Source organism: Ruegeria atlantica (assembly GCF_013033965.1).
Classification (GTDB): domain Bacteria; phylum Pseudomonadota; class Alphaproteobacteria; order Rhodobacterales; family Rhodobacteraceae; genus Ruegeria; species Ruegeria atlantica_D.
The window spans coordinates 385676-406230 of sequence record NZ_WQFE01000002.1; the positions used below are offsets into that span (position 1 = coordinate 385676).

Below are 20555 nucleotides of genomic sequence, written 5' to 3' on the forward strand. Positions count from 1 at the left end.
AGCTCCAAATATTTCGCGCAGCGCTCCTTTTACGCTGCTTGTGCAGAAAGTTCCAGAGGGTGTTGGGCCGCGGTTACTATATCTGTGTTTGCGGGCTGCGTATCTCATGTGGACCCACACGGCAGAATGAATTAGCACAAGACGAATTTCATACGGTTGATTGAGCAAGAAGGAAGGCAGGCCGATGCAGAAAGCTGACCAGTTGAAGGCCGAATTGTCCGGCATTGCAGAACTGCTTCAATCCGGTCGGTACGAGAAGGCATTCAAACGGGCAACCAAGGCCGCGAAAAAGTGGCCGAAGGCTGCGGCCTTGCCCCGGCTGGCGGGTTTGTGCGCCGTGCAGCAGCAGAAGTTCAAGCTGGCGCAGACGTTTTTTGAGCGTGCCTGGCGCCTTGAGCCGGGCAATCAGGATTTGATTCAGAACTATGGCCTGAGTCTTGTTCAGGGCGGTGAGTCTGAGGCCGCTTTGCGTTTTATTGACAAAATCGAGGCAAAGGGTCCCTTGGCCCCTGGTCAGCAGTTAATCCGGGCGCTGGCCGCGCTGCGCGAACATCGGGCCGCTGAGGCCTTTGCCGCCATCGAGCAGGTTTTGGAACATCAGCCCGAAAATTTGCAAGCCTATTGTCTGAAAGCGGATATTCTGGACGATATGCAGCACTGGAACCGTGCGCTCGACGTTTTGACTGCGCTAACCAAACAGCACCCAAAGTTTCAATATGGACAGCTGCGTCTGGCCAAGGCGCATGTGGGGCTGGGGCATCTGGATCATGCGCTGACGCATGGTCGCATCGCGATGGAGTTGGATCCGGATCATGCCGAAACTCTGCAATTCATGGCGACGCTCCCAAACCTGTCCGATCAGGAAAAGAGAGCGCTGAAAGCACGTATCTCAAAGCTGATCGAGGCTGATCCGGCAAATCGCGAAGCGGCGGCCATGCTTCATTTCGCGGCAGCCAGTCTTGTGAAATCCGAAAAGGATATCCCGCAAGAAATGCAGCATTTGAACCAGGCCCACAAATTGTTGCGTAAGGGGTTCGACGGGTGGGAAGATCGCAACGCGCAGCAGTGTCGAGCGATATTGTCGGCACCGCTACCGGTTGAAGCAACCCTGCGCTCGGACCTGCCGCGACCCATATTTGTCATAGGCTTGCCCCGGTCCGGCACAACGTTGGTTGAACGCATTTTATCCTCGCATTCTGGTGTGCAGGGTCTGGGTGAGCTGCCGACCATACATCTCTGGGCCCGGAAAACAGTACCGTCAAATTGGAACGAAGCGCAGGCGTTGTCGGATTTCTACTTCCAGAGCTTGCCCGAGCTTGGTGAAGGCTCCATGGCTTTTGTCGACAAGGCGCCGGGCAACTACGCCTATGTCGGTGCGATGGCGCAGGCTTTCCCAAACGCCGTCATCCTGAATGTCGAGCGCGACCCCAGGGACATCGCCCTTTCGATGTGGCGCGCGCAATTCGGTGCCGGAGGGTTGTATTTCACTCATGACCTGAAATGGATGGCGGCCGAAGCAAACCGGTATCAGCGCTACATGCGGCACTGGCGTGATATTCTGCCCACCCGTGTTCACGACATTCGCTATGAAACGCTGGTCAACAATTTGCAATCCACCGCCGAGAAACTGGCCGAGGTTTGCGATCTGGCCTTTGAAGGCGCAATGGTGTCCCCTGACAAATCCGAAAACGTAATTAAAACGGCCAGTAACCTGCAGGCGCGTCAGCCGGTAAACACATCCTCAATTGGTGGGTGGCAGGCTGTAGCGGATCAGTTTGAGCCATTTGTGAAAGGGCTGGATCCGAATTTGTGGCCAGAGGTGTTTGAAGGGCAGACTTAAGGCCAAGTCATAGATCGGTTAAGACCCAAGTCAGCGGGTGTTCGGCCTAGTGCCTTTGATGGCGATCTTCAAGCGGCGCGTCCAAATACGTGGCGACTGGACCTTGTTACAAGCGCGTTCCTACCCAGACCCCCTCTGGCGAAATCCGAGTGTCATAGACCAACCGTTCAACACCTTTGGCCTGCGCGTCTTCAAATGCCGCCGCATAGACCGGATCGACATCCGCAGCCAGTGCAAGCCGGTCGCAGTCGGTGCGCTGCACCAGATACAGCATGATCGCCCGGTGCCCATGTCCTACCATGGCCGCCAATTCGCCCAGATGTTTGGTACCACGCGCTGTGACACTGTCCGGGAACTCTGCCAGCCCAGGTTCGCGGGACAGGGTAACACTTTTGACCTCGACATAGGCATCTGGCAGGCCCGGCTGAGTCAGCAAAAAGTCGATACGGCTGTTTTCGCCGTATTTGACCTCCGGTCGGACGGACTCATATTCGGCGAGTTCAGGGAGTTCGCGTGCTTCCAGCGCCGCGCGCAGGGCTTTGTTGGGCACCGAGGTATCAACGCCTGTGAAATGCCCGTTCTCATGATCGACCAGACGCCAGCCGTATTTAAGTTTCTTCTTCGGGTCGTCGTTAGGTTCCAGCCAGATCTTCTCGCCGGGTTCTGCCAGTCCCATCATTGAACCTGGATTGGCGCAATGGGCGGTTACTTCACGCCCGTCCTCCAACTGGCAATCGGCCAGAAAGCGTTTGTAACGGCGGATCAGGCGGGCGGGGATCAATGGGGTAGCAAACTTCATGCCTTCCGGCTTAACCCGCGCCCGCCCGCATGGGAAGTGTCAGACGAGGCCCGCCATCACGCCGCCGTCCACGTCCCAGACAGCCCCAGTGACCCAACCGGCACCATCGGACAGAAGGTGGGTGACCGTGTTCGCCACATCTTCGGGCCGGCCAACGCGTCCAATCGGGTGGAAAGCGTCGAAGGCCTCGGTCAGGGTTGCCTCGATCTGATCCGGTGCGATGAAGGCGCCGTAGATCGGGGTCACCACCACCGCTGGCGAAACAGCATTCACCCGGATGTTATGTTCCGCAAGCTCCATGGCCAGGTGCTGTGTCAGGGAATGAAGCCCGGCCTTGGCCATCGAATAGGCCGAGGACGGTGTTGCCCGAACCGCCTGTTTCGCCCACATAGAGCCTATGTTGACGATATTTCCGCCTCCGTTGGTCTTCATGTTTTCGGCCACGGCCTGCGTGATGAAAAAGGTTGCGCGGTTCAGATCCAGATAGCTGTCATAATCTTCAACCGTGTGTTCCAGGAACGGTTTTGGCGCGAATGTCCCGGCTGCATTCACCAATCCCTGAATGTGACGCGTGTCCGATTTGATCCGGTTGATCAACCTTTCGACGTCTGCCGCGTCACGCAGATTCGCGCGGTATGTGTCCGCGTTGTCGCCAAGTCCGGTTTTCGCCGCGTCCAGCTTTTCGGCGGATGATCCGACAAGGGTCACGTGTCCGCCATTGGCTACGATCTGCTGTGCGGTCGCCAGACCCATTCCGCTGGACCCGCCGATGATAAGTGTTGTGTGTGTCATGATCAGATTCCCTATCTACTGATAGGTAGATATATTGAGCTTGGAAAACGGATTACAACCCCCTATCTATTGATAGGTAAAAATCAGATAGAAATGCAGATGCCGAAAACGGAAAAACCCCTGTCAGATACCGCCAGCAAAATACTGGATGTAGCCGAGCGCATGGCGCGGCAAGGCGGTTATTATGCCTTTAGTTTCCGCGACATCGCGTCTGAAATCGGTATCAAATCTGCCAGCATTCACTACCATTTTCCCACCAAGGAAGCTTTGGGCGAGGCGCTGGTGACCCGATACACGGATCGGTTCCTGGGGGCTTTGGGACGGTTGGACGAAGCCACGCCCCTGGAATCTCTTGAACAATATGTGGCAGCCTATCGGCGGGCGTTGATCGAACAGGACCTGATGTGCCTGTGCGGCATGTTCGGTGCTGAAATCGCAAGGCTGCCTGATCCGGTGGCCAGACGAACGCGCGAATTTTTCGAGCGCAACCTTGTATGGCTGGAAACGGTATTCCGGGCTGCAGGTGCCCCGAACCCCGAAGCGCGGGCAGGTGAAACGATTGCCCGTTTGGAAGGCGCGATGATCCTGGCGCGGTCGATGAATGATATGGACCTGTTCCAACGCGTGACAGCCGATTTGCCGGCCCAAGTGTTGCGGGACTGACAAACGGGCCTTGCGAGGCTCGGTAGGAACGATATCTTGCGGCCTGTGCCATAGCAGGAAAGGACAGGTCATGCCGAACCCAACCGCAGCGATGCTTGTGATCGGGGATGAAATCCTGTCGGGACGCACCCGGGATGCGAACATGCATTACCTGGCACAGGAACTGACCAAGCAGGGAATTGACCTGAAAGAGGTCCGGATGGTCAGTGATGACGCCACTGCCATCGAAGAGGCCGTCCGAGTACTTTCCGAGCGGGTCGATCATGTGTTCACCAGCGGCGGAATTGGCCCGACCCATGACGACATCACCGCAGATTGTATAGCCCGGGCTTTTGGTGCGTCGATCGACGTACGCGCCGACGCCCGAGCGCTGCTTGAACGGCACTATGAGAATTCAGGGCTGGAGCTGAACGCCGCACGCCTGCGTATGGCCCGTATTCCGGAAGGCGCGGCATTGATCGACAATCCGGTCTCGACCGCGCCGGGGTTCACTCTGGGGAATGTGCATGTGATGGCGGGTATCCCCACGATCTTTCAGGCCATGGTCGCCAGCGTTTTGCCAAAGCTGACCGGCGGCGATCCGTTGTTGTCGCAAACTCTGCGGGTCAATAGGGGTGAGGGGGATATCGCCTCGATCCTTTCGGCCTTGGCGGACGATTTCCCCGAGCTCGCCATTGGCAGCTACCCGTTTCAGGTAAATGGCGTATTCGGCTCTAACGTGGTGGTACGGGGTACGAATGGCGCACAGGTCGATGCCGCCACAACCCGGTTGGCGAAAGAGTTGGAGCTTTGAGCCTGAACTGGGCTGACATCGTCGACGGAACTTGGCCTGCTGCCCGGTTCGAAACACTAGGCCCGTTTCGCCTGCGGCAGGGGTTGGGTGGCGGTTCGCGCGTTTCCGCGGCCAGTGCATTGGCACCAGCGACCGACGCGGACGTCGCAGCCGCCGAAGAAGCAATGCGCAAAATGGGGCAGCGACCGCTATTCTGCCTGCGGCCCGGCGATGACGGGCTAGATCAGCAGCTTGCGGATCGGGGCTATGACATCCTTGATCCAGTTAACATCTATAAATGCCCTGCGGACCACCTGACCGATACTCCGATTCCTCGGGTTACCGCCTTTACCATCTGGAACCCTCTGGCGATCATGAATGAGATCTGGGCACAGGGCGGTATCGGGCCAGAGCGACTGGCCATCATGGATCGCACTGAGGGGCCGAAAACAGGGATTTTTCTGCGCCGTTCCGATCACCCGGCAGGGACCGGGTTTGTCGCTATTCGCGACAGTGTCGCTATGGTTCATGCGCTGGAAATTCTGCCGGCCTACCGGCGTCAGGGCCTCGGCCAATGGGCCATGCGCGCCGCCGCGTTCTGGGCGCAAAAGAACGGCGCGCATACACTGAGCGTGATCTGCACCAAAGCCAATGACGGGGCAAATGGTCTCTACAAGGCGCTCGGGATGGAGATCACCGGAGAATACCATTACCGTCAGCTTGTCCAAGGAGAGTGACTGCTGTGACCAACCAATCCCTGCCTACCGCGCTGGACCTGCCGATGGTGGATCCGCTGCCGCCTGAGACGCAGAAATATTTTGATATCTGTGTCGAAAAGCTGGGCTTTGTGCCCAATGTTCTAAAGGCTTACGCGTTCGACATCGACAAGCTGAACGCGTTTACAGCGAACTATAACGACCTGATGCTGGGCGACAGCGGTTTGTCAAAACTGGAACGCGAAATGATTGCGGTGGTCGTGTCCGCGATCAACAAGTGCTTTTACTGTTTGGTGGCCCACGGCGCAGCTGTCCGGCAATTGTCAGGAAACCCGCAACTGGGCGAGATGCTGGTGATGAACTACCGCGTCGCCCCGCTGGATGACCGCCAACGCGCCATGCTGGATTTTGCGGCCAAGATGACGACCGCCAGTACCGAAATCGAAGAACCTGATCGCCAGCGTCTACGCGATGTTGGATTCAGCGACCGGGACATTTGGGATATCGCCAATGTGACCGGCTTTTTTAACATGTCGAACCGGGTGGCCAGTGCAACGGCCATGGCCCCCAACGACGAATACCACACGCAGGCCCGATGATCAGAACTGCCGCCCTTTTTCTGATAATGACGGCCAGTCAGGGTCTTGCACAGAACCTGACGATGCCTTCCGGTGCGCGGCTTATCAGTGAGCGGTCCAGTGAATTGGACAGTTATGAGTTGCCAATCGGCCCTTTCGCCGAAGGTGTGGTGCCCGCAAGAGAAATAGAAGGCAAGGTCGAGCGCTTTACCTGGCGGCTGCGATCCGGTTCCAGTACGACGTTGCAATTGCTGGCCCCGCTGCGGGACCAGATCGCAGCGCAGGGGTACGAAATTCTGCTCGATTGTCAGGCCAATGTTTGCGGCGGTTTCGATTTTCGATTTGGCACCGAGGTAGTGCCCACGCCAGACATGTATGTCGCCATTCAAGACTATCGCTTTCTGTCCGCCATTCGGGGCGGCAATGTGGTCAGCCTGCTGGTCAGCCGCAATCCTCCCGACGGATATGTGCAGATGATCCGGGTCACCCTGGTTGGTGCAGAGGCGGCGCCGCCTCTTGTGATTGACGAGCCGGTGACGTCGCCAAGCGACCTGTTGGCCAGTTTGGAACAAAATGGACACGCGATTTTGGATGACCTCCATTTCCGCACCGGAGAGATCACGTTGGGCGAGGGGCCTTTTTCCTCGCTTGATCTGGTTGCGGAATTTCTGGCCAAGAACCCAAGTACCCGATTGGCACTTGTAGGTCATACGGACGACACCGGCGCGCTGGACGCCAATATCTCGGTCAGTACGGGGCGGGCTCAGGCCGTGCGTGCCCGGTTGATCGAAGCGCATGGGGTCGCAGCAGACCGGGTTGAGGCGCGTGGGATTGGCTATCTGGCCCCGCTTACCTCTAATTCGACACCGGAAGGCCGTGACCTGAACCGTCGGGTCGAGGCTGTTTTGTTGGTCAACTGAAACCTGCAGTACAGATCAATTCTCGATCAAAAAAACCCGCGCACTGGGCGCGGGCTGCTAAGTTTCACCGAGGTTAGTTCACCAATCCATCGGGCCTTTTTCGTGAAAGGCATCGACAAGAAAATCTATGAATGCCCGCACCTTGGGCTGCGTAAAGCGTCCGGGCGGGTAAACCGCGTAGACGCCCTGAACCTCATCCGGAAGTGACGGCATCGCGTCCAGAACGGCACCGGATTTCAGGGCATCCGCGTAGAGGTAGCTGGGCAGATATGCGATCCCAAGCCCCGAAATGGCCGCATTCAAAAGCGACTGACCGTCATTCACGCTTAGCCAGCCTGCGGTGCGCACCTGCCGTTTTTCGCCCGAAGGCGCGGTCAGTTTCCAAACATTGCCGGAGGATTGGCTGGAGTAGTGCAGAAGCTTGTGTTCGTTCAGATCGTCAATCTTTTGCGGTCGACCGAATTTCTCGACATAGCTGGGGGCTGCGACCATACGTTTAACAGTTTCGGTCAGTTTGCGGGCCCGCAAGGTGCTGTCTTCCAGCTCGCCAATCCGGACGGCTACATCAAACCCTTCCGAAATCAACTCGACGTAGCGGTTGTTCAGAACCATGTTCACAGTGATATCCGGATAGGCTGCCAGAAAATCCGACAGGACCGGAGACAGATGATTGACGCCGAAATCCGTCGCAACGCTGATCCGAAGCAGACCCGAGGGGGCGGACTGCATCGAAGTGACAAGTGCATCGGCTTCGCCTGCGTCATTCAGAACGCGGCGCGCCCGGTCGTAATAGGCCAGACCGATCTCGGTCGGTGACACGCGCCGGGTCGTGCGGTTCAACAGCCGCGCGCCCAGTCGGGCCTCGAGGCTGGAAACGTGCTTTGACACGGCCGATTTGGAGATGCCCATTTTTTTGGCCGCATCGGTGAAGCCACCCTGGTCCACCACATTGGCAAAGGCTTCCATTTCGGTCAGTCGATCCATTCTAGTACCCCAGGAATTAGTTCTTTGGCTGAACTTGACCTCCAATCTGGGCGGAAACTGGGCAGACATTGGATAATATCAGGGTTTCCAATCGGATCGTTTGCGTATGGGAAACGCGGAAACGATGGTTTCCGAGATGGCCACAAAGCCTGTAAGTCAAGGTTTTTAGGTGATTACGGCTGAATATGTTACGATGACAATGGCAAATTTGTGACCACGGAGGAGATCATGAAAGCCATTTTTACCGCCGCAGCTGTATGTTTATCCGCGACCCTCGCATGGGCTGGTGGCGAGACGCCCTCGAACCCGGACGCAAGGGTCTATTTTGTAAACCTGTCGGATGGCGACACGGTTTCGTCTCCCGTGACGGTGGTCTTTGGGCTTAGCGGTATGGGCGTGGCCCCCGCCGGAACCGAGGCGGAAAACACCGGCCACCACCATTTGCTGATTGATCGCCCGCCCATTGGTGAAGGCGAGGATGGTGTGGATGAATTGGCCTATGGTCTTCCATCAGATGACAATCACATGCATTTCGGCGCGGGCCAGACCGAAGTGACATTGGAATTGGCCCCAGGTGCGCACACCTTGCAACTGGTGCTGGGGGACGCAGGCCACGTGCCGCACTCGCCTCCTATTGTGTCTCAGGTGATCACCGTTAAGGTGGAATAAGATGCCTTCAAGCTGATGTTGTGTTCTGCGCTGCGTCACCCTTAGGGGGCGCACCCACAAAAGACAGAATCGCAACGATTGCCAGCAGACTGCCGATTGAGATCGCTACAATCGCCCACAAGACCGCGCCATGATGTGCAATGGCGGCCAACAGCATTGATACCGCGATAATCGCCAGCCGTCCGAGTGTTTTTGATACCGCTTGTGCGGTAATCCTTTGCTCTTTCGGGGCGATGTCCATGAAATACAGCGTCCGTGCGCTGCCCAGCCCTGTGACCGCGACGGTCGCCACGAACAGGGATACCGCGTGCAGGTGCATCGTATGATCCAGCCCCTGACTGTGCAGTGCGATCAGGCAAATGCCGGAAACGGCGATCATCGCCGCTCCGGCAATCATGACTGAACGGTTGGAATAGCCTGACAGAGCACGCCAAAGCGGCGCAGCCACCATCAGGGCGGCCGCTGATGACACGACCAGCGCCGTCAGCCCCTGCTCGGAACTGTGATGTGCCTCAGCCGCAATTAGGGCGAAGAACGGCACCGATAATCCTGCCAAGACAAAGGTAAGCCGGACGAACATGTACTTTCGAAACCATGGCTCGACCAATAAACGTGCCGCATCTCGCCAGAACGCGCGCATCGACTCAATGCGCGTCTCTTTGGTTGCCTGCTGCGCTTCACCAGGGCGCTCTTGCAACGCCATCACCAGTGCCGCCGACACGGCAAAGCACAGCGCGCCGAACCCGATCACCATACTGTGGCGCGTCAGGGCCGGAGCGTCCTGAAAGATCTGATGTAGCACCAGAACAGCCGCTATCGTGGCCGCACCGCCGATGGCCTTTTGCGAATAGCTCACACGCATCCGATCGCGGGACGGAAGATTGTCACCCACAAACTCGATGATCAGCAGGCTTTTGACCTCTTCCAGAAACCCGATCAGGAAAATCCCAACGACGAACGCCCCGATCACGACGGTCCGGTCACTATGGGTCACGGCCAGTACAACAGCAGCGAAACACAGCCCGACCACGATATCGATCCGGGCAATGGCGGCTTTCTTCTGCGCCAGACGCCCGATTGGTCCCGCAGCGCAGATATCCGCCAAGGTTCCGGCTGTATGGCGGATCGCCACCAGCGCAGCGGCCAAAAAGATTGGTAAGTCCATCGACACTGCCAGAAACGTCAGCACGACCGAGGGGCTGGCCATCGACCACGCCATGACAGAAAAAGCCCCCTGTCCCGCCAAAAGCGGAACATTTCGGGACGGGGGCTGGAGCGTCTCGTGGGTCATTCTCTCGCGCGGTTTCTCCGGAACGGAAAGCTACCGCGCGAGTTCACGATATGTCGGCGCGCAACGCAAGGCGCAGGGCGGTGCGCCTAGAATGTTGCAGCCAGCCGCGTGCCCTGATTGATCGCGCGTTTGGCATCCAGCTCCGCCGCCACATCCGCGCCGCCGATTACGTGCGGGGTGATGCCACGGTCGATCAGCGCGTCAGCAAGACAGCGTTCGGACACCTGACCAGAACACAGAACGATTGTGTCCGCCGCGATCACGGTCGGGTCAGCGCGCTCTTCGCCAAAGCTGATATGCAAGCCGTCTTCGTCGATGCGTTCGTAGTTAACGCCGCCCACAAAGTTGACATCCTTCATCTTCAGTGTGGCGCGATGAATCCAGCCTGTGGTCTTGCCCAAACCTTTACCATGTGCCTGTTTCTTGCGCTGCAACAGGGTGACGTCACGCGTAGGTGCGGCCGGTTGCGGGCCTTCTGGCGCCAGGCCCGAGCGGTGTTCGGCCGGGTCGGTGACGCCCCATTCCTTCATCCAGGCGGGCAGGTCGGTTGTGATGCTGTGGCCATCTTCCAACAGGAACTCGGACACGTCGAAGCCAATGCCGCCCGCGCCAATCACGGCTACGGTTTTGCCGACTACGGCCTTATCGCGCAGAACGTCGATATAATTGACAACATTGTCCCGATCCTGGCCGGGAATCTTCGGGTCGCGCGGGGTGACGCCGGTGGCGATTACGACCTCGTCAAAGGCGCTCAGGTCATCGGCAGACACTTCGCGGTTCAACTCTACCTTAACGCCCAGATCGGCGATCATCGTGCGGTACCAGTCGACCAGTCCCCAGAATTCTTCCTTGCCCGGCACCTGTTTGGCCATGTTCAGCTGACCGCCAATCTCTGAGGCACGGTCGAACAGCGTCACGTCATGGCCGCGCTGGGCGGCGGTCATCGCAGTGGACAAACCGGCCGGGCCTGCGCCGACAATGGCCACAGTCTTTGGCGTTTCTGCGGTGGTGATTGTTAGCTCGGTTTCATGACAGGCGCGTGGGTTCACCAGACATGAGGTCAGCTTGCCGCTGAATGTGTGGTCCAGGCAGGCCTGATTGCAGGCGATACACGGCGCAATTTTAGCCGCTTCACCTGCCATCGCTTTGTTCACGAAATCCGCATCAGCCAACATCGGACGGGCCAAAGACACCATGTCGGCGCAGCCGGTCGACAGGACCTCTTCTGCGACCTCGGGCGTGTTGATCCGGTTCGATGTGATCACCGGGATGCCGACCTTGCCCATCAGCTTTTTTGTCACCCATGCAAAGGCCGCACGCGGCACGCTAGTGGCGATGGTGGGAATCCGGGCCTCGTGCCAGCCGATGCCGGTGTTGATGATCGTGGCACCGGCTTCTTCGATGCGTTGGGCCAGTTCAACGACCTCTTCATGAGTCGAGCCATTGGGGATCAGGTCGATCATCGACAGGCGGTAAATGATGATGAAATTGGTGCCCACGGCCTCCCGCGTGCGGCGCACGACCTCAATGGGCAGACGCATACGGTTCTCATATGACCCGCCCCACCGGTCGGTGCGCGTGTTGGTATGGGTTACAAGGAACTGGTTGAGGAAATACCCCTCGGAGCCCATGATCTCGACCCCATCATAGCCCGCCTGCTGGGCCAATACGGCGGCATTCACGATATCGGCGATCTGCTTCTCGATACCCTCTTCATCCAGTTCATTTGGCGGGAAGGGCGAGATCGGGGACTTCACCGGGCTGGGGGCCACACATTTGGGACCATAGGCATAGCGGCCCGCGTGCAGGATTTGCATTGCGATCTTGCCGCCCGCCTCGTGCACGCGCCGGGTCACGATGGAGTGGTTCGCGACCTCTTTGTCATTGGTCATCATCGACGCACCCGGCAGAACCGAGCCTTCAAGGTTCGGTCCAATCCCGCCTGTCACCATCAGCGCCACACCACCGCGTGCACGGTCGGCATAGAACTCGGCCACCCGGTTCCAGTCGCCGGTTTCCTCGAGCCCTGTGTGCATCGACCCCATCAGGACGCGGTTCTTCAAAGTGGTAAAGCCCAGGTCCAGCGGGGCCAGCATGTTTGGGTACGCAGTCATGGCGAACTCTCCCTCCCGAATTCTCAGCGTTAGATTGACGTTCGCGTAAACTTTGTCACGCGAAACCTAACGTCACACCCTTTGCCTTCACTCTGCCGCTTGTTACAGACACTGCAAAGCATGTTTACGAGGCCACGCATGACCCCCGAAGAGATCGCCAAACTGCCCTATCGCCCCTGCGTGGGGCTTATGCTGATGAATGCCGAGGGCAAGATTTTCGTCGGTCAGCGCAATGACCGCCACGTCGACGCCTGGCAAATGCCTCAGGGTGGCGTCGACAAGGGCGAAGATCCGCGCGACGCGGCGCTGCGCGAATTGTGGGAAGAAACGGGCGTGACCTCGGACCTTGTTGAGATCGTGGCCGAGACGGATGGTTGGCTGCCCTATGATTTGCCCCACGACATCGTGCCCAAAATCTGGAAGGGCCGCTATCGCGGGCAGGAACAGAAATGGTATTTGCTGCGGTTTTCAGGCCACGATGACCAGATCGACATTCAGACTGAGCACCCTGAATTCACCCGGTGGAAATGGCAGGAACCCGGCAAGTTGATCGAAGAGATCGTACCGTTCAAGCGCGATGTTTATCAGCAGGTGGTTGCCGCCTTTGCCGAACACCTGACATAAAGCGGCATGCAGATTGAAGACATCTGGCCCAAGTACCGCGCACGCCTGAAGGCGTTTCTGCATTCGCGTGTTTCCAACGCGGCAGATGTGGATGACCTGTTGCAAGAGATCTCGGTCAAAGTCTTCACTGGTCTGCCCAACCTGAAAGACCCTGCCAAACTGCAGCCGTGGCTGTTTCAAACGGCCGACCGCACGATCATCGACCATTACCGAAAATCCGGCCGTGCCGAGGCCCACCCGGATGATCTTTGGTATCACCGGGATGATCCGGAAACGCGTCAGGAACTTGAGGGGTGCGTCGAACCTTTCATTCGCGGGTTGCCGCAGGAAACCGCGGACATGCTGATGGCGATCGACATCGGTGGCATGTCCCAACAGGAATACGCGCAGGCACAGGGGTTGGCGTATTCAACCCTCAAGTCCCGTGTGCAAAAGGGCCGGGCAGAATTGCGAAAAGCCTTCGAGGATTGCTGCAACATCTCGATGGATGTGCGGGGCAATATCTCGGACGTTCAGGAAAAACCGAAATCCTGCAAAAAATGTTGATCTGATCGTCGTCTTTTTGGCGCGGGCTTCGTCTGACAGATGAAACCAGCAAAAGGAAAGACACATGATCCGTATCATCAGTTTCAAAATCTGCCCCTTTGTTCAGCGCGTCACCGCGCTGTTGGAAGCCAAGCAGGTGCCGTATCAGATCGACTACATCAGCCTCAGCGACAAGCCGGACTGGTTTTTGGAGTTGTCGCCCACAGGTCAGGTGCCGGTTCTGGTGACCGAGGGTGGTACAGCACTGTTCGAGTCGGACGCGATTGCGGAATACCTCGACGAGGTAGCAGCACCGTTGCAGCCCGACCTGACGCCGGAACAGCGCGCCCTGAGCCGCGCGTGGAGCTATCAGGCCAGCAAGCATTATCTGGTTCAGTGCAGCGCGATGCAAAGCGCGGATCAGGCGATCTTTGTGGATCGGTCGACCAAGCTGAACGCCGCTTTTACAAAAGCCGAAAAGCAGCTTGGGGACGGCCCGTTCTTTACAGGTGAAGTGCTGGGCAATGTCGATATGGCGTGGTTGCCGTTGCTTCATCGCGCTGCAATTGTGGCTGATCACAGCGGGCACGATATGTTGGCTGACTATCCCAAGGTGAAGGCATGGCAACAAGCTCTGCTGGCAACTGGTATCCCTCAGAAAACTGTTTCCGAGGATTTTGCCACCAGGTTTGCCGACTTCTATCTCGCCGAGCGGACGTGGTTGGGGCGGGGTGCGAACCAAAACGAGGCACCTGCAATGGCACCGTTGAAACAATCCGGCGGTTGCTGCGGCTAGTTCAATCACCATCCCGCACGTTGGCGTGAGGGGGCGTGGTCGCTACTGAATGGGCCGTTTAGCTTCAGCTTCATGAAGGACACCGCCCCAATTTTCTCTTCCGTTAGGCCCGCCGGGCGCAAGTTCACCGGCACCGACCGCCGCGCTCCGTTGCGCGGCGGTCTACAAGAATGCGGGGAATATGGTGCGGGACAGACAGCTGGCCGGTTCTATCCCATCGCCTGCGTCGCATTGGAAGTCACGCAGCGTTGTAATCTGGACTGCACGCTCTGTTACCTCTCGGACCGGGCTGAGATGACCTATGATCCACCGCTGTCGGTTTTGTATGCGCGCATTGCAACAATCCACAGCCACTACGGCCCCGGTGTATCGGTCCAACTTACGGGCGGAGATCCGACCCTGCGCAAGGCCGAAGATCTTGAGGCGCTCTGCCGCGAGATCCGGCGTTTGGGTATGCGGTCCTGCCTGATGACCAACGGCATCCGCGCCAGCCGGGCATTTCTGACGCGGCTTGCTGCGGCCGGATTGGACGATGTGGCGTTTCACGTGGACATGACGCAAGAGCGCAAAGGCTTCGACAGCGAGGCTGAACTGAACATCGTGCGACGGGCCTATATCCGCCACACGCGCGGGCTGGGCCTGCGGGTGTTGTTCAACACGACGGTCTTTGGGGGCAATTTCCACGAACTTCCCGCGCTGGCGCGGTTCATGCGAGACTGCCCCGAGGTCTCCTTTGTCTCGTTCCAGATGCAGGCCGACACCGGGCGCGGAGTGCTGCGCGAACGGCCCGATGCGATCACGCAGGATAGCGTGATGGCCGCGGTTGAGGCCGGGTATGAAACGCCCCTGCATTTCGACACGGCCGCCGTGGGCCATGCAAAATGCAATCGCTATGCAAGTGTTGTCACCGCTGGAGGGCGCGCGGTTTCGCTTTTGTCCGCCAAGCGCCTGACGCACAAAGTGATCGCTGCGCTCAGCCGGGTCGATCAGTCGGCAGACGGCCATATCGACACCCGCGACAGCATCTGGCGCATGGTGAGGCGCAACCCGCTGCTGGCGCTGCGGGCCGGGCTACATCTGTTGGGATGCGTGCTGCGGTTGGGTCGAGGGTTGTTGCAGGGTCCCGTCCGTCGGCAGTCAGTGTTTATCCACAATTTCATGGCCGCCGACGCGCTCGAAGAAGACCGCTGTGCGTCTTGCGTCTTTATGGTCGCCACGGCGAACGGGCCGCTGTCCATGTGCGTTCACAACGCGCAGCGTGACATTCATCTGGCCGCGCCAGACCGGGTTGACGGGCCGACTGGCCCAAGCTGGTGGAATGCCGCAGTTCCTCGACTGTCCGGTGGTCCCGACCTGCCGGACTTGAATGATCCGCGTCTGGCTCCGCTCAAGCGGCTCAAGGGGCAGATGCGGGCCATGCGACGGAATCAAAAGGATGCGTCATGAGAAAACTTCTGATCCTGTTGTTCCTTCCCCTTCTGACGGCCTGTGCCAGTGTTGAACGGTTAGCTTTGCCCGCGCCAAAGGCGCTGCCCGGGCAGAGCCTGACCCGATTTGCGTCACCGCCAGGCGAAAAGATCGATCACCGCGACTGGACGGTTTTCCTGAACCGCTATGTTGCCACGGATGAGACGGGCGTGAACCGGGTCGCTTATGGGCAAGTGACACAGGCAGATCGGGCGCGTTTAGACGGTTACTTGGCCGACCTGCAAGCCGTAAACCCCGCGCTTTTGACACGCGATCAGCAGCTGGCTTACTGGATCAACCTGTACAATGCGCTGACAGTGCATGAGGTCCTCGACAACTATCCCGTCGCTTCGATCCGCGACATCAAGGACAGCCCGCTGTCGATTGGCCCGTGGAATCGTGCTCTGGCGTTGGTGGCGGGGCAAGAGCTGACGCTGAACGATATCGAACACCGCATCATACGCCCCACCTTTGACGAGCCGCGCATTCACTACGCATTGAATTGTGCCGCTGTGGGCTGTCCCAACCTGATGGGTCGGGCGTGGCGGGCCGAGACGCTGGAGCGCGATCTGACGGCTGCCGAACGCGCCTATGTCAATGATCCACGTGGCGTCCGGTTTGACGATCGCGGCGGGTTGATCCTGTCGAAGATCTACATTTGGTTCCGCGAAGATTTTGGGCCGAATGAAAAGGCTGTTCTGGCCTATATTGAGACGGCAGCAGAGCCCGAACTGCGCGCACGCCTGCAGCAGACGCCGCGTGTCAAAGCATACCAGTATGACTGGGCCTTGAACGACGCGGCGGCTGGGTCTTAATCAACGGACTACAACAACCCTTCGGTGCGCAGCAGGTCCTGCATGTTTGCCTCGGGGCGCGGACCGATATGGCTGATGACTTCCCGCGCACAGACATTGCCGATTTTGGCACAGGTTTCGTAATCGCGGCCCGTGGCCATGCCAAACAGGAATCCGGCGGCAAACTGATCGCCAGCGCCGGTTGCGTCCACAGGCACGACTTTCTCAACCGGTACGTCGACACGTTGGCCAGCGCTGAGAACGGTCACGCCGTCGCCAGAGCGGGTGCAGACGACCAGGGGGCAGATTTCGGCAGTTTTGGCCAATGCTTCTTCCAGATCGTCGGTTTCGAACAGGGATTTGATCTCGGCCTCGTTGCCAATGACAAAATCCAGTTCGTTTTCGATCAGCAGCAGGAAGTCGACCCGGTGGCGCTCCACGCAAAACGGGTCTGAAATGGCGATACCCGCTTTGCCGCCGCCTTTGTGACAGGCGCGTGCGGCCTCAAGGAACGCGGCCTTGCCCTTTTCCTTGTCGAACAGATAGCCTTCAAGGAACATGATCTGGCTGTTCCCGGCGACCTCATCCGATACGTCCTGCGACGACAGTTCCGAGGAAATCCCCAGATAGGTGTTCATCGACCGTTCCCCATCGGGCGAGACAAAGATCATCGAACGCGAGGTCGGCAGCTCGCCACCCGGCACCGGCGGGTTCACGAAATCGACGCCATCTTCGTTCATCGCGTCCGCATAGAACCGCCCCAGAGCGTCGTCGTGCACGCGCCCGATAAACGCCGAGTCCAATCCCAGCGCCCCAGCGCCAGCGATGGTGTTTGCAACCGAACCTCCCGGCGTCTGAACCCGACCTTCCATCGAGGCATAGAGAACTTCACCACGCTCCTGCTCAATCAGTTGCATGATGCCTTTTTCGATGCCCATCAGCTCCAGGAAACTGTCGTCGGCTTGGGAAATTACGTCCACAACAGCATTTCCGATGCCGGTCAGTTGGTAGGTTTTCATAGGTTCTTGTCCTCAAATTCGCAGAGATCGCGGATGATGCAGGTGCCGCACATGGGTTTGCGCGCCTTGCAATGATAGCGGCCATGCAGGATCAGCCAGTGATGCGCATGCAGCTGAAAGTCAGTTGGAATATTGTCCTCGATGGCGCGCTCGACGGCGTCAACATTCTTGCCGGGGCATATGCCCGAGCGGTTGCCGACCCGAAAAATATGTGTGTCCACAGCCTGCGCCGGATACCGCCACCACATGTTCAGCACAACATTGGCCGTTTTGCGTCCGACACCCGGCAGAGATTGCAGCGCCGCGCGGGAATTGGGAACTTCACCGTCGTAGTCCTCGACCAGAATCCGGCTGAGCTTGATGACGTTCTTCGCCTTCTGGCGGAACAGGCCGATGGTCTTGATATGTTCGATCAGACCTTCTTCGCCCAGCTCCAGCATCTTTTGTGGTGTGTCAGCGATTTTGAACAGTTCGCGCGTAGCCTTGTTCACCCCAGCGTCGGTGGCCTGCGCAGACAGTGCCACGGCGACGACCAGAGTATAGACGTTCACATGCTCCAGCTCGCCCTTGGGTTCCGGGTCGGCGTCATGGAAACGCGTAAAGATCTCGCGGATCGTGTGATATCCGAGTTGTTTTGCCATCCGCGCCTTAATGCCGTTCAGGGCGCGTTGATACAAGTCCAAAGCCAATGCGCAAGTTCCGGGTCGCGAGCGCGTAACCTGCGCGCTATGATTTGGTCAAGACAATGAGGTGAGAACCATGAACGTCCAGACCCCCGAAAGCGGATACCACTACAACGTCATGCGCCGCGCGATTGACCTGATTGATCAGGGCGGCGAGGGCCTGAGCCTTGAGCAGCTGGCCCGCCAGATGGATATGAGCCCGGCGCATTTCCAGCGCCTGTTCTCGCGCTGGACCGGGGTGTCGCCGAAGCGCTACCAGCAGTATCTGACGCTGGGCCACGCCAAGGCATTGCTGCGGGAACGGTTCACCACGTTAGAAACCGCGCATAACGTCGGTCTGTCCGGCAGTGGTCGCCTGCACGATCTGTTCCTGAAGTGGGAATCCATGAGCCCCGGCGAATACGCGCGCAAGGGCATGGGGTTGACCATCTATTGGGGCTGGTTCGAATGCCCCTTTGGCCCTGCTCTGGTGATGGGAACCGACAAGGGCATTTGTGGCATGGCTTTTGGCGCGGAAACCGGCGAAGAGGCCGCGATGGAAGACATGATCTCGCGCTGGCCCAAAGCCGCGTTCGTCGAAGATCCTATGCGCCTGCGCCCTTGGGTGCTGAGTGCGTTTGGTTCGGTCAGCGAGCGGCTGGAACCCACGCCGCTGTTTCTGATCGGCTCTCCGCTTCAGATCAAAGTGTGGGAGGCGCTGATGCACATCCCGTCAGGCCAGGTCACCACCTATTCCGAAATCGCCCAGCGTGTGGGATCACCACAAGCCGTGCGCGCAGTGGGTACCGCAGTGGGCCGCAACCCGGTCAGCTGGCTGATCCCATGCCACCGGGCGCTGCGAAAATCCGGCGGGTTGGGTGGTTATCACTGGGGCCTGCCGGTCAAACGCGCGATGTTGGCGTATGAGGCTGCTCAGGCCGACGCATAAAGAGGTCAAAAAACTAACTTTGTGCTGCAGCTTCATGTGGTAGTGAGAACCCATGAGGCAAGAAAGCAGGCAGATCACACAGACTTTCGCGGCGTGGGCAATTCCGGTTTCGGTTGCAGTGTTGCTGCTGAAACTGTTGGCTTGGTGGGTGACCGGTTCGGTTGCACTGTTGTCGGATGCCCTGGAATCGGTGGTGAATGTCGCCGCGGCACTGCTTGCCTTTTTTGCGGTTCGGGTTTCGGGCAGGCCGCCAGACAAAAAACACCCCTTTGGGCACAAAAAGGCTGAATACCTGTCGGCCGTGGTTGAAGGAACGCTGATTGTTCTGGCAGCCCTGCTGATCATACGCGAAGCCGTTTCTGCCCTGCCTGACCCACAACTGGCCGGTGCACCGTTGCTGGGTATTGCCATAAACGTGGGTGCGACCTGCCTGAATGGCATTTGGGCGTTTCTGCTGTTGCGCGTTGGGCGACGCGAAGCCTCACCGGCGCTGGTGGCAAGCGGCAAGCACATTCTGACCGATCTTATGACCTCGGTCGGTGTTGTTGTCGGGTTGCTGATTGCAATGGCGACGGGATGGCTGATCCTTGATCCCATCATCGCGATTCTGGTGGCCATCAACATATTATGGGAAGGTTGGAAGGTGATCCGCAGTTCGGTCGACGGGCTGATGGATGCGTCGCTGACCGATGGAGAATTGACGTCTGTCCGCGAGACAATCGAAGGCAATTTAGGCCAGGCGCTAGAGTATCATGATCTGCGCGGTCGCCGGTCCGCTAATATGATCTTTGTTGAATTTCACCTTGTGGTTGACGGTGCCATGTCCGTCGCTGATGCGCATGATATCTGCGACGATATCGAAGAAGCGCTGGTGCAAAAGTATCCGGGGTCAGTCTTTGTCATCCATCTGGAACCGGACAGCGAGTTGAAAAGTACGGGCGCCTGATTGACAGACACATCCGCCGGTGCCACATGTTGCTCAGGTTCGGGTCCCCTGCCGTTCGCGGCCATTTGGCATTGGTGAAACCCGGTTGATGAACATCTGTTGCCCTTTCCCGGCGCGCGGATGGCAATGCGAACCCCGTCCTGATTTGGCGCCCGTTTTTGGAAACGAGGCAAGACATGACTCTATCGAAAAACATCGCTCCGCTTGAGGAGTTGAAAGCGCAGGCAAAACGATTGCGCGACAGATTGCGTGGTGCGGGGGTTGCGCTTTCGCACAGTGAATCGCTGGAACTGCTGGCGCATCAACATGGGGTGCGCGACTGGAACACACTGCACGCAATGGCTGGAAACCGCATGCTCTTGCGTGTTGGTGACCGGGTCGAAGGGTCCTATCTGGGCCAGCCCTTTCGCGCAAAGATCCGTAGCCTGACAACGCTGGGCGATGGGTCGCACAGGCGTATTACCTTGCACTTTGACACGCCCGTGGATGTTGTTCAGTTCGACAGCTTCTCGGCCTATCGGCAGCGTGTAACCGGAGAGATCGGTTGGGATGGTCGTTCTCGACGGCATACGTCCGACGGTCAGCCACACCTGATTGTGCGCCCCGCGTAAGAAAAAAGCGTGGCGGGTAACACC

The 20555-nt window shown here is 58.4% G+C and carries 22 protein-coding genes; 15 read left to right on the forward strand and 7 right to left on the reverse strand.

Annotation, left to right across the window (positions count from 1 at the left end; all coding sequences use genetic code 11):
• Positions 1-184 precede the first annotated feature (184 nt).
• The gene (locus GOW16_RS05805; RefSeq protein WP_170411655.1) at positions 185-1840 is read left to right on the forward strand and encodes a tetratricopeptide repeat-containing sulfotransferase family protein; all 1656 of its coding nucleotides are present in this window, start codon (positions 185-187) and stop codon (positions 1838-1840) included.
• A gap of 106 nt (positions 1841-1946) precedes the next feature.
• Here the strand turns inward: GOW16_RS05805 and sfsA are convergent, their stop codons facing one another.
• Positions 1947-2639, reverse strand: coding sequence for a DNA/RNA nuclease SfsA (gene sfsA, locus GOW16_RS05810; protein WP_170411658.1), 693 nt, complete (start codon positions 2637-2639; stop codon positions 1947-1949).
• 39 nt (positions 2640-2678) lie between these two features.
• A complete protein-coding gene (locus tag GOW16_RS05815) occupies positions 2679-3431 on the reverse strand; it encodes an SDR family NAD(P)-dependent oxidoreductase (RefSeq protein ID WP_170411661.1) in 753 nt (250 codons plus the stop codon).
• Between the two features lie 99 nt (positions 3432-3530).
• On the opposite strand from GOW16_RS05815, the gene GOW16_RS05820 reads away from it, so the two are divergent.
• The 5 genes from GOW16_RS05820 (at position 3531) to GOW16_RS05840 (ending at position 7080) form a co-directional block, all read left to right on the forward strand.
• Positions 3531-4094 (forward strand): TetR/AcrR family transcriptional regulator, encoded by a 564-nt coding sequence (locus GOW16_RS05820; RefSeq protein ID WP_170411664.1) that lies wholly within the window; start codon positions 3531-3533, stop codon positions 4092-4094.
• A 70-nt stretch (positions 4095-4164) separates the two neighbouring features.
• Positions 4165-4887 carry a competence/damage-inducible protein A gene (locus tag GOW16_RS05825; protein ID WP_170411667.1) on the forward strand — a complete coding sequence of 241 codons (723 nt, stop codon included), beginning with the start codon at positions 4165-4167 and terminating at the stop codon, positions 4885-4887.
• Entirely contained in the window at positions 4884-5603 is a 720-nt protein-coding gene (locus tag GOW16_RS05830) for a GNAT family N-acetyltransferase (protein ID WP_170411669.1), read from the forward strand. The genes GOW16_RS05825 and GOW16_RS05830 overlap by 4 nt, the downstream gene beginning before the upstream one ends.
• Positions 5604-5608: 5 nt before the next feature.
• On the forward strand, positions 5609-6181 hold the full coding sequence (locus GOW16_RS05835; RefSeq protein WP_170411672.1) for a peroxidase-related enzyme: 573 nt from the start codon (positions 5609-5611) through the stop codon (positions 6179-6181).
• Complete coding sequence (locus GOW16_RS05840) at positions 6178-7080, forward strand: OmpA family protein (RefSeq protein ID WP_170411676.1); 903 nt, start codon at positions 6178-6180, stop codon at positions 7078-7080. Before GOW16_RS05835 ends, GOW16_RS05840 begins: the two co-directional genes overlap by 4 nt.
• A gap of 78 nt (positions 7081-7158) precedes the next feature.
• On the opposite strand, the gene GOW16_RS05845 is transcribed toward GOW16_RS05840, so the two are convergent.
• Positions 7159-8064, reverse strand: a complete 906-nt coding sequence (locus tag GOW16_RS05845) for a LysR family transcriptional regulator (RefSeq protein ID WP_170411679.1) — start codon at positions 8062-8064, stop codon at positions 7159-7161.
• 228 nt (positions 8065-8292) lie between these two features.
• On the opposite strand from GOW16_RS05845, the gene GOW16_RS05850 reads away from it, so the two are divergent.
• Positions 8293-8733 (forward strand): DUF4399 domain-containing protein, encoded by a 441-nt coding sequence (locus GOW16_RS05850; RefSeq protein ID WP_170411682.1) that lies wholly within the window; start codon positions 8293-8295, stop codon positions 8731-8733.
• Positions 8734-8740: 7 nt separating this feature from the next.
• Here the strand turns inward: GOW16_RS05850 and GOW16_RS05855 are convergent, their stop codons facing one another.
• Positions 8741-10024 carry an MFS transporter gene (locus GOW16_RS05855; RefSeq protein ID WP_170411685.1) on the reverse strand — a complete coding sequence of 428 codons (1284 nt, stop codon included), beginning with the start codon at positions 10022-10024 and terminating at the stop codon, positions 8741-8743.
• Between the two features lie 86 nt (positions 10025-10110).
• Complete coding sequence (locus GOW16_RS05860) at positions 10111-12138, reverse strand: NADPH-dependent 2,4-dienoyl-CoA reductase (RefSeq protein ID WP_170411688.1); 2028 nt, start codon at positions 12136-12138, stop codon at positions 10111-10113.
• Between the two features lie 138 nt (positions 12139-12276).
• On the opposite strand from GOW16_RS05860, the gene GOW16_RS05865 reads away from it, so the two are divergent.
• From GOW16_RS05865 to GOW16_RS05885, 5 genes are all read left to right on the forward strand, one after another.
• Positions 12277-12762 (forward strand): RNA pyrophosphohydrolase, encoded by a 486-nt coding sequence (locus GOW16_RS05865; protein ID WP_170411692.1) that lies wholly within the window; start codon positions 12277-12279, stop codon positions 12760-12762.
• Between the two features lie 6 nt (positions 12763-12768).
• Positions 12769-13308 (forward strand): RNA polymerase sigma factor SigZ, encoded by a 540-nt coding sequence (gene sigZ, locus GOW16_RS05870; RefSeq protein ID WP_170411695.1) that lies wholly within the window; start codon positions 12769-12771, stop codon positions 13306-13308.
• A 64-nt stretch (positions 13309-13372) separates the two neighbouring features.
• Complete coding sequence (locus GOW16_RS05875) at positions 13373-14083, forward strand: glutathione S-transferase family protein (RefSeq protein WP_170411698.1); 711 nt, start codon at positions 13373-13375, stop codon at positions 14081-14083.
• 72 nt (positions 14084-14155) lie between these two features.
• Entirely contained in the window at positions 14156-15529 is a 1374-nt protein-coding gene (locus GOW16_RS05880) for a radical SAM protein (protein ID WP_170411701.1), read from the forward strand.
• Positions 15526-16365: a DUF547 domain-containing protein gene (locus GOW16_RS05885; RefSeq protein WP_170411704.1), complete on the forward strand. Its 840-nt coding sequence runs from the start codon at positions 15526-15528 to the stop codon at positions 16363-16365. The genes GOW16_RS05880 and GOW16_RS05885 overlap by 4 nt, the downstream gene beginning before the upstream one ends.
• A gap of 8 nt (positions 16366-16373) precedes the next feature.
• Here GOW16_RS05885 and GOW16_RS05890 read toward each other — a convergent pair whose 3' ends face one another.
• Together GOW16_RS05890 and nth are read right to left on the reverse strand one after the other, a co-directional pair.
• Positions 16374-17363 carry an adenosine kinase gene (locus tag GOW16_RS05890; protein ID WP_170411707.1) on the reverse strand — a complete coding sequence of 330 codons (990 nt, stop codon included), beginning with the start codon at positions 17361-17363 and terminating at the stop codon, positions 16374-16376.
• Complete coding sequence (gene nth, locus GOW16_RS05895; RefSeq protein ID WP_170411985.1) at positions 17360-18004, reverse strand: endonuclease III; 645 nt, start codon at positions 18002-18004, stop codon at positions 17360-17362. Before nth ends, GOW16_RS05890 begins: the two co-directional genes overlap by 4 nt.
• 118 nt (positions 18005-18122) lie before the next feature.
• Between nth and GOW16_RS05900 the strand changes: the two genes are divergently transcribed.
• From GOW16_RS05900 to GOW16_RS05910, 3 genes are all read left to right on the forward strand, one after another.
• Positions 18123-18974, forward strand: coding sequence for a methylated-DNA--[protein]-cysteine S-methyltransferase (locus GOW16_RS05900; protein WP_170411710.1), 852 nt, complete (start codon positions 18123-18125; stop codon positions 18972-18974).
• A gap of 52 nt (positions 18975-19026) precedes the next feature.
• A complete protein-coding gene (locus tag GOW16_RS05905; protein ID WP_170411713.1) occupies positions 19027-19920 on the forward strand; it encodes a cation diffusion facilitator family transporter in 894 nt (297 codons plus the stop codon).
• Positions 19921-20096: 176 nt separating this feature from the next.
• Complete coding sequence (locus tag GOW16_RS05910; RefSeq protein ID WP_170411716.1) at positions 20097-20531, forward strand: glyoxalase superfamily protein; 435 nt, start codon at positions 20097-20099, stop codon at positions 20529-20531.
• The last annotated feature ends 24 nt before the right edge of the window (positions 20532-20555 follow it).

What these genes read in the sequence shown, in the direction of transcription:
- GOW16_RS05805 (WP_170411655.1), top strand. Translation starts at nt 185, where the DNA reads ATGCAGAAAGCTGACCAGTTGAAGGCCGAATTGTCCGGCATTGCAGAA.
- sfsA (WP_170411658.1), bottom strand. Translation starts at nt 2,639, where the DNA reads ATGAAGTTTGCTACCCCATTGATCCCCGCCCGCCTGATCCGCCGTTAC.
- GOW16_RS05815 (WP_170411661.1), bottom strand. Translation starts at nt 3,431, where the DNA reads ATGACACACACAACACTTATCATCGGCGGGTCCAGCGGAATGGGTCTG.
- GOW16_RS05820 (WP_170411664.1), top strand. Translation starts at nt 3,531, where the DNA reads ATGCCGAAAACGGAAAAACCCCTGTCAGATACCGCCAGCAAAATACTG.
- GOW16_RS05825 (WP_170411667.1), top strand. Translation starts at nt 4,165, where the DNA reads ATGCCGAACCCAACCGCAGCGATGCTTGTGATCGGGGATGAAATCCTG.
- GOW16_RS05840 (WP_170411676.1), top strand. Translation starts at nt 6,178, where the DNA reads ATGATCAGAACTGCCGCCCTTTTTCTGATAATGACGGCCAGTCAGGGT.
- GOW16_RS05845 (WP_170411679.1), bottom strand. Translation starts at nt 8,064, where the DNA reads ATGGATCGACTGACCGAAATGGAAGCCTTTGCCAATGTGGTGGACCAG.
- GOW16_RS05850 (WP_170411682.1), top strand. Translation starts at nt 8,293, where the DNA reads ATGAAAGCCATTTTTACCGCCGCAGCTGTATGTTTATCCGCGACCCTC.
- GOW16_RS05855 (WP_170411685.1), bottom strand. Translation starts at nt 10,024, where the DNA reads ATGACCCACGAGACGCTCCAGCCCCCGTCCCGAAATGTTCCGCTTTTG.
- GOW16_RS05860 (WP_170411688.1), bottom strand. Translation starts at nt 12,138, where the DNA reads ATGACTGCGTACCCAAACATGCTGGCCCCGCTGGACCTGGGCTTTACC.
- GOW16_RS05865 (WP_170411692.1), top strand. Translation starts at nt 12,277, where the DNA reads ATGACCCCCGAAGAGATCGCCAAACTGCCCTATCGCCCCTGCGTGGGG.
- sigZ (WP_170411695.1), top strand. Translation starts at nt 12,769, where the DNA reads ATGCAGATTGAAGACATCTGGCCCAAGTACCGCGCACGCCTGAAGGCG.
- GOW16_RS05875 (WP_170411698.1), top strand. Translation starts at nt 13,373, where the DNA reads ATGATCCGTATCATCAGTTTCAAAATCTGCCCCTTTGTTCAGCGCGTC.
- GOW16_RS05880 (WP_170411701.1), top strand. Translation starts at nt 14,156, where the DNA reads ATGAAGGACACCGCCCCAATTTTCTCTTCCGTTAGGCCCGCCGGGCGC.
- GOW16_RS05885 (WP_170411704.1), top strand. Translation starts at nt 15,526, where the DNA reads ATGAGAAAACTTCTGATCCTGTTGTTCCTTCCCCTTCTGACGGCCTGT.
- GOW16_RS05890 (WP_170411707.1), bottom strand. Translation starts at nt 17,363, where the DNA reads ATGAAAACCTACCAACTGACCGGCATCGGAAATGCTGTTGTGGACGTA.
- nth (WP_170411985.1), bottom strand. Translation starts at nt 18,004, where the DNA reads ATGGCAAAACAACTCGGATATCACACGATCCGCGAGATCTTTACGCGT.
- GOW16_RS05900 (WP_170411710.1), top strand. Translation starts at nt 18,123, where the DNA reads ATGAACGTCCAGACCCCCGAAAGCGGATACCACTACAACGTCATGCGC.
- GOW16_RS05905 (WP_170411713.1), top strand. Translation starts at nt 19,027, where the DNA reads ATGAGGCAAGAAAGCAGGCAGATCACACAGACTTTCGCGGCGTGGGCA.
- GOW16_RS05910 (WP_170411716.1), top strand. Translation starts at nt 20,097, where the DNA reads ATGACTCTATCGAAAAACATCGCTCCGCTTGAGGAGTTGAAAGCGCAG.